Source organism: Rhodococcus sp. MEB064 (genome assembly GCF_000834565.1).
Taxonomy (GTDB): domain Bacteria; phylum Actinomycetota; class Actinomycetes; order Mycobacteriales; family Mycobacteriaceae; genus Rhodococcoides.
In genome coordinates, this window is record NZ_JXQS01000053.1 from 88,599 (window position 1) to 95,559 (window position 6,961).

General features: G+C 66.5%; 5 protein-coding genes. 3 read left to right on the forward strand and 2 right to left on the reverse strand.

The window, feature by feature from the left end; genetic code table 11:
* The first annotated feature begins 79 nt into the window (after positions 1–79).
* From RU01_RS18570 to RU01_RS18580, 3 genes are all read left to right on the forward strand, one after another.
* The gene (locus RU01_RS18570) at positions 80–1,711 is read left to right on the forward strand and encodes an Hsp70 family protein (protein ID WP_156148997.1); all 1,632 of its coding nucleotides are present in this window, start codon (positions 80–82) and stop codon (positions 1,709–1,711) included.
* A gap of 64 nt (positions 1,712–1,775) precedes the next feature.
* Positions 1,776–2,741, forward strand: a complete 966-nt coding sequence (locus RU01_RS18575) for a DUF1839 family protein (RefSeq protein ID WP_042576079.1) — start codon at positions 1,776–1,778, stop codon at positions 2,739–2,741.
* Positions 2,742–2,745: 4 nt separating this feature from the next.
* Positions 2,746–5,139 carry a glycosyl hydrolase 2 galactose-binding domain-containing protein gene (locus RU01_RS18580; protein WP_042576061.1) on the forward strand — a complete coding sequence of 798 codons (2,394 nt, stop codon included), beginning with the start codon at positions 2,746–2,748 and terminating at the stop codon, positions 5,137–5,139.
* A 79-nt stretch (positions 5,140–5,218) separates the two neighbouring features.
* Here the strand turns inward: RU01_RS18580 and RU01_RS18585 are convergent, their stop codons facing one another.
* Complete coding sequence (locus tag RU01_RS18585; protein WP_042576080.1) at positions 5,219–6,163, reverse strand: amino acid--[acyl-carrier-protein] ligase; 945 nt, start codon at positions 6,161–6,163, stop codon at positions 5,219–5,221.
* Positions 6,164–6,165: 2 nt separating this feature from the next.
* Positions 6,166–6,961: acyl-CoA dehydrogenase family protein (locus tag RU01_RS18590; protein ID WP_042576081.1), on the reverse strand; the 796-nt coding region annotated here is incomplete at its 5' end.

Genomic DNA, 6,961 nt, shown 5'->3' on the forward strand with positions numbered 1-6,961 from the left:
CGGTTCCCGCTGTGACCGACTGCTGTCGGTAGTCGTTCGGGCCGTGCATTGGTATGGTCGCGAGATACGGGAGCCGCCGGTGACCCTGGAGAGGAAAGGCGCATCCGCGATGACTGCCGTGTTCGGTATCAGCGTCGGCTCGACGTCACTCCGCCTGGTGCGCACTGATTCCGAAGCCATTTCCGCCGGTGTCGTCTCCTTCGAGATGAAGGTGGTCCACACCTACGATCGACCGAGCGACCGAGACGTCGTCGACAGCGTCTACTCACTCCCGGCCGAGCCCGGAACGCCCGCCGCCGTCACAGTGGCGTCTCCCGACCATCGCGTCCCGGCCCTCACGTCCTCCTTGGCGGGCGACGTGAACGGCGTCCGAGTGGTCGACGACACACTCGCAGCGCTCGCTTTCGTGGACTTCGCGTGGCTGGCGGACGGCTATCGCACATTCGCCCTTGTCGATGTCGGCGCTACCAAGTCGTCGGTGACAATTGTCGACAGTGAGGCCCGACGTCGCACCGAGACACGACGGTCCACCGCTGCTGCCGGGCGTGCCCTGGACCGGATCGTCGTCGATCACATGATCGATGCCGACATCGTGGACCGCCCCGCGACGGACGACGCCGAGCGGGAGATGTTCGCGTTCGCTCGGTCGGTCAAGGAATCGCTGTCCGACAGCGTGCTGGCACGAGCCAGTGGCGGCGAGATCGAACTCATGAGCCGCGCTCGGCTCGAGGAACTTTCCACCGCCACGGTGACGGCGTGCGTGAGGAACGTCGTGGATGCGGCCCTCGACTGCGGCGCAGCGGTCGAGGTCGTGATCCTTGTCGGCGGTACCGCCCGCATGCCACTCGTGCGGGCCATGATCGAAGAATCGCTCGGCGTCCCCGTGGTGGTGCCGGACGAGCCGGAAGCAGTGGTCGCCAAGGGTGCCGGGCTCATCGCCGGTACTCCGTTCACCCCTGACGATCTCCCTGATTACGTGGTATCGGCCCAACTCGGAGACGCACTCGACGTGTCCGACCCCGATACCTCGGAGGACCCCGGCAGCTCGTCGGACGCCGCGACGACCGAGGCCATGACCACGATCGTCACCGACGACATCCCTGTCGCTCCTCCCGAGTCGCTGCTGTCGGTCACCAGCCCCTACGACTCTCCGACGCGTCCTTTCGTCGCGGTGGACGACTCGCCTACCCCGCACACGTCGGTCGTGGAGACCGACGGGGAGTCGGCGAGCGATCGCAACGAGGAGACCGAGAGCCGCAAGCCCTCGTCCATGCGAATTCCTCGCGCTGCGGCAATGCTGCTCACAGCTCTCGCCGTCGCCAGCGGTGTGCTCTGGGCCGTCGTGCGACCCGGTGTCGACGTCGAACCGGCCCCCGCTGCAGTCTCCGATATCGCGGCGGACGTGGCGACGACTACGCCGGCCGTCACCACGTCGGAGCCTCCGCGCATCACCGTCGCCACCACGACCGAACCGGCCACGACGACCGAGTCCGCCGCCGAGGAGCCTGCGCCGGTGTATGTCCCACCCAGGACGTCGACACGTGCGCAGACCTTCGACGACACACCTCCCGCACCTGCGCCGTCGACAGTCGATGTGGCCCCGACGGTGAACGAGGCGCCTCCGGTCGCCACGTCGACGGTCGAGCGAAACCCGTTGCAGCAGCTCCCTGTGCCGCAGATCTTCCAAGACCTTCCCATTCCGGGCTTCTGAGCCGATATAGTCCAGCGCGACCTTCAGGAGATCGCCGATGACCGGTACCACCACCCCCGCGTCGATGTCCGCTTCGCTGGGCACCGACCCTGTGAACCATGTCCCCCACGCCATCCACCGCGGTGACCGTGTGTGGTCGCAGACCAACTGCTACGTCGATCTGTGGATCGAGGTCGTACATGCGTTGAAGGCGGATCCGGTTCCGGCGGCGGCGGTTGTCCTCAGCACCGACTTCGACGGGCGGCAATGGGACTTCGTCAAGTTCCAGCCGGAGGACATGCGCGCTCTCTACGGCATTCGCATCGACGAGATGAACGTGTGGAAACCGTTCTGGGAGCACATCGTCGAGAACCTTGGTGACGAAGTGTTGTGCACGGTCGAGGTGGATTCGTACTACCTCCCGGACACCGACGGCATCAACTATCACATCGGTAGTTCGAAGACCACGATAGTTCCCGTCGTCGTCGACATCGATGCCGAGCGCATGGAGTACTTCCACAACAGTGGCTATCACGTGGTCCAGGGTGAGGACTTCCGGAAAGTTCTCTCGATCGACGCCGTGGTGCCGCTCCCGCCGTACGTCGAGCGCATCGGAATCGACACGGATCGACTCGCTCTCGGAGCCGCTCACGCCGATGTGGATCTGGACATCGTCCGCTCGCACATCGCACGCCGACCTGTGCGCAATCCTGTTGCAGCACTGGGTGAGCGAGTGCAGGCCGATATCCCGTGGATTCAGCAGGCCGGGCCGGAACAGTTCCATCTCTGGTCATTCGGCACGCTGCGTCAGTGTGGTTTCACGGCCGAACTAGGTGCCGATCTCGCGCACTACCTGGAGGCACGCGGTGTCGTGGGGAGCGGCGACGCAGCGGCGGCATTCCTGAACGTCGCAACCGGAGCAAAATCCGTGCAGTTCAAGATGGCTCGAGCAGCGCGGGGTAGGGCGGTGGACGTGACGGACGCGTTGACCGAGATGGCGCAGTCGTGGCAGATCGCCACGGACACACTGGCCACCGCAGTGCGTGCCTGAGGCGATGACCGATCCTTTCGTCGGTGCGCGATGGGAGATCGTCGGTACCGAATCCGGTGCCTGCGAGTCACCGTCCGACGTGACCGGTGCTGCAGTCGTTGCGGTGGTTCCCGGAACAGTGGCAGCAGCGCTGGGCCCCTCGGTCGACGCGGTCCTCGACGCGCGGGACTGGTGGTACCGCTCGACGGTGATGCTTCCTGCCGGACCCGTCGTGATCACGTTCGACGGCCTCGCCACCGTGGCCGAGGTCTGGCTGGACGGCGAACTGTCAGCCCGCAGCGAGTCGATGTTCGTCCCTGTGAGCGTCGAACTCGATCGCCCGGAGGCCGGACCTGTACGCGTCGATCTCGTGTTCCGCGCGCTCGACGACGTCAGCACTCCGCGTCGGCCTCGTGCTCGGTGGCGTTCATCGATGCTCGACAGGCAGTCCCTGCGGTGGATCCGCACGTCCGTGTTGGGTAGAGCCCCTGTGTTCGTCGGGGCGCCGGCGCCGGTGGGGCCGTGGCGTCCGGTGCACCTCGACGCGCCCGCTGACCGGAGGCTGCGGGTCACCGGGACGCAGGAGAACGGCATCGCCGTCCTCGTCGTACGCGGAACCGCAACTCCGGGGCAGGACTTGGCCGTGTCCGTCGCGGGATCGGAGCACACCGTGACAGCCGACGCGGACGGAACCGTAGACGCGTCGTTCCCGGTGCCGGATGCGCAGCCGTGGTGGCCGCACACACACGGGACACCTCGCTTGTACGAGGTGAGGGTCGACGGAGTGCGTCTGTACGACACCGGTTTTCGTGAGATCACCTTCGACGCGGACTCGGGCGCGCTGACAGTGAACGGCGTCGAGGTCTTCTGTCGCGGCGCATGCTGGGTGCCGCTGGACGTGTGCGGACTGCAGAACGACCCCGGCGCGCTGGGCGCGGCGATCGAGTCCCTGATACTCGCCGGATCGAACATGATCCGGTGCACCGGCACGATGGTGTACGAGGACGAGGCGTTCTACGACGCCTGTTCTCGCGCGGGAATCCTCGTGTGGCAGGACGTCATGATCACTACCGTCGATCTGCCGGACACCGACGAGGTCAGGTCGTCCGTGGTCGAGGAAGTGCGATCGTTCCTACGGCGGACAGCGCACCACCCCGCCGTCGTCGTGCTCAGTGGCGGCAGCGAGACGCATCAGCAGCCGACGATGCTGGGACTCGAGTCGGCCGACGCGGCTCTGCCACTGCAGGACTCGATCATCGCCGACGTCGTCCGCACGGAGCGCCCGGACTCGGGTTACGTTCCGTCGTCCCCTCACGGCGGTGCCCTCGCTACGCATGTGGGATCCGGGGTTGCGCACTACTTCGGTGTGGGTGGATACCTTCAGCCGCTGTCCGATCTCCGCCGCGCATCCGTCGGTTTCGCCGCGGAGTGCCTGGCATTCGCGGTGCCGCCCGAGCGCCGAGCGGTCGACGAGGTGTTCGGTTCCGCAGCTGTTGCCGGACACCATCCGGACTGGAAGGCCGCGATACCGCGCGATCGCGGCTCGTCCTGGGACTTCGAGGACGTGCGAGACCACTACGTGCGCACCATCTTCGGAGTGGAGCCGACGTCCGTGCGCCGCGACGATCCCGAGTTGTACCTGGATTACGGCCGCGCGGCAGTGTGCGAAGCGACGACGGCCGCCTACGATTTCTGGCGAGGGTCTCTGTCGCGGTGTCACGGCGCACTGGTGTTGACGTATCGCGACACGGCGCCCGGCGCCGGCTGGGGTTTCACCGATTCGTCCGGGGGTCGGAAAGCGCCCTGGTGGGCGTTGGCACGGTCGTCGCAGCCGGTGACCGTGCTCGTGACGGACGAGGGGATGGATGGGCTTCGGCTCGAGGTGATCAACGACGGTGAATCCGCACGCACGCTGACCCTCGACGTCCGCGCGCACACGCGCGTGGGTGTCGTCGCGGCGGAGGGTCGCCGCGACATCCTTGTCGACGCACACGCGAGTGTGGTTCTGACGGTGGACGAGGTGCTCGGTCGCTTCACCGATGCCACCCATGTGCACCGATTCGGTGCTCGTACGTTCGATGCGATCAGCGCGTCGATCGCAGACGGCGAATCGGGTCCGATCGCGGAGCGGGTGTATCTCGTCGACGGTCCGGCGCTGCCGCGGCAGAACGACGTGGGACTGACGGCGATCGCCGGAGTGGACGAGTCCGGACGGCGCTACATCGACGTGAGTACGCGATTCGCCGCGCAGTACGTGTGCGTGGATCTGGACGGGTGGCTACCTCAGGACAACTGGTTCACCCTTGCACCGGGAACAACACGGCGAATAATGCTCACGGCACTGGGCGCCGGGGACCGAGCCCCGTCAGGCCACGTTCGCGCACTGAATGCGGAAGCGAGAGCGCGCATCGAAAGTTGATGACGCGCTCTCGCCCCCGTCGGTTCGGACCTCCCTCAACTCAGGTCCGAACCGGTATGGGAAGCCCTCGGGGCTCCGATCAGGAGACTCGGAGTGCGGCGGGCCAGCGTGAGGTATCGAGGCCGTGGGTGCGGAGCATCGCCAGGGCGATGCGCTCCATACCGAACCCGACGCACGCGCTGTGCGCCTCGGATCCGTCCGCGGTCTCGATGTCGAAGGTGTGTCCGAAGTGGTCGCGGTGGCAATTGCACGACACCACCGCGGTGCCCTCGTCGAGATCGCCGTAGAGGCGGACGACGAGTTCGGTCTTGAGGTTCTCGTTGCGCTGGTTCGCGGCGAGCATGCGGCCGGCGCGTCCGAAGAACGGGTCGTTGGCAATCACGGGCGAGGAGTCGAGACCCAGCTCGGTCAGAACCGACTGTCCGCGGTCGATCCACGACTCACGGTGCTCGACGGCCTGGTCGGGGGTACCGACCTGAACGAACTCGTGCATGCGGAACGCCTGCATACGAGCGGGATCCACGGCGGGCTCGTGGCGGAAGCAGTATCCGTACACGTCGAGCATGGTGCCCTCGGCGGGCAGCGCACCCGTCAGCATCGAGTACGCGGGGTGGCAGGCGGCGGAGACCAGCATGGTGCCGGCCGACTCGAGCCAGTGATCCCAGTCCTGACCTTCGGACCGCGCGGCGAGAAGTTCCGCGTGCGCCTTGTTGTCACCGGAGAAGGTGTTGATCGCACCGGTCAGATTGGGGAACGACGCGATGTAGTCCGTCTTCTCGAACGCATCGCGGGGGAACACGGGCGGAAAGCGGAAGCGCTGCAGCTTGTTTCCGTGCGCAGCCCGGCCGGCAGCTTTGACCCGCTCGTCGATGAGGTCGATGATGTCCTCGAACTCACCCGAGCGGCCGTACAGGCCGTCGAGGGAGCTGGGGACCAGGAGTCCGGCGGCGACGAGCTGGTCGCGGAAGTCCGACCGGGCCTGGTCGAGGTCGGACACGGTCTTGCGGTCGAGTGTGTCGGTCATGATCACAGCCCCTTGTAGACGAGAGACAGCTGAGCATTGTGGTTCAGGATCCGCTCGTTGCTCACCATGATCGCGGAGCCGTGCGAATCGCGGAGGTGGCGGCTCATGCGGAGTTCGCTGTCCTCGCGGTAGCCGGCGATGCCGCAGATGAGCAGAGCGCGGCCGACGATGTCGATGAGGAGATCCGACGCGGTGACCTTGACGTTGTTGATCTGCAGCGCGAAGCCGATGGCGCCGAGAGCTTCGGCGTCGTCCGCGATGGAGTCGAACTTCTCGCCTGCGCGGAACACGGTGTCGGTGAGCTGCTGGTGCACGACGAGCAGTTCTGCGAGACGAGCGGCGGCCGGGGGAGTGACGCCCGGAGTCTTACGCGCGGCCTTCTGCACGGACTTGCGAGCCTTGCGCACGGCAGCGTCGGCGATGCCGAGCCACGCGCCGCCCCACAACACATGGGCCGTGGGAAGCATCGTGCGTGCGGAGATGTCTCCGTAGCTGTCGGCCAGGACCCACTGGGCGTCGCCCGACGCGTGCAGCATGAAGCCGGGGCTGCAGGTTCCGCGGAAGCCCATGGTGTCCCACGTGCCCGTCTTCGTCAGCGTGAGATCGGCGCGCTGACATGCGACCAGGACCTGGTCGCTGGGAGCGCTCTCGACCGAGCGACGGGCGGTGGCCAGCACCACGTCGGAGTACTCCCCGTACGAGATGACCGGAGCGTTCTTGGTGAGCGAGTACCGATCGCCGTCGTATTCCACAGCGCAACTGCTGGTACGAACGTCGCCACCGATGTTGATCTCGGTG

Coding starts and splice junctions, on each gene's coding strand:
- RU01_RS18580 (WP_042576061.1), top strand. CDS start 2,746: ATGACCGATCCTTTCGTCGGTGCGCGATGGGAGATCGTCGGTACCGAA.
- RU01_RS18585 (WP_042576080.1), bottom strand. CDS start 6,163: ATGACCGACACACTCGACCGCAAGACCGTGTCCGACCTCGACCAGGCC.
- RU01_RS18575 (WP_042576079.1), top strand. CDS start 1,776: ATGTCCGCTTCGCTGGGCACCGACCCTGTGAACCATGTCCCCCACGCC.